We start from the raw sequence: 748 nt of genomic DNA, 5'->3' as shown, positions 1-748 counted from the left end.
ACAATTTTGTGATTGTGGAAGATGAACACATTGAATCCGAGTCTTTGCGCCGCATGATCTCGGAGCATATCGAAAATGCCACCATTCATGAAGCATCGACCGGACGCAAAGCCATTCAACTGATCGATCAGCTTAATCATATCGACATGATCCTGGTGGATATCAATATTCCGCTGCCGAATGGAAGAGAAGTGATCGAGTACCTGCGTCGTAAAAACGATCAGACCAAAGTGATCGTCACCACTGCCAATGATGATTTCGATATTGTGCGCAGCATGCTGAGCCTGAAAGTGGATGATTACCTGCTCAAACCGGTCAAACAGAGCATCATGACCGAGGTAATCAAAAAGGTGCTGCACTACGATGAGCAGGATAATCAGGTAACACGCGAGCTGAAACAGAAAGTGTTTGCTCTGATTGACGATGGCGATTATCCCGCCTGGCATGAGTTGGTGTTTCAGACCATCGACGGTGCCTACTGGGATAAATCCGGCGATCGCCGCCAGACGGTGGTGGATTTTCTTGCGCTGCTCGACCAATACGTGACGGCACAAGGCGACAAGTTTGCCGCTTCTCATGCTGCGGCGCTCAAAGGGGTGACGCGCGACGTTGCCAGCCGTGGGCTGACGGAAGGGCTTTACTACCGTATTCTGCGCAGCGTGTTTACCCTGAGTGAAGCGCTGTTTGAGCGGGCGTTTAAAAGCGCTGCGCCGCAGGGGGATTTTATCGAACGCGCCCGTTACCACAT

The 748-nt window shown here is 51.3% G+C and carries 1 protein-coding gene; it reads left to right on the top strand.

Annotated elements, in window-relative coordinates; genetic code table 11:
- Positions 1 to 748 (top strand): response regulator (locus J5224_RS32395; protein ID WP_319802531.1); only part of this gene is annotated, 748 nt, incomplete at both ends.

Source organism: Candidatus Symbiopectobacterium sp. NZEC135 (assembly GCF_025962695.1).
The sequence above is the reverse complement of the archived record's forward strand: the minus strand, read 5'-3'. Positions and strand labels throughout refer to the sequence as shown.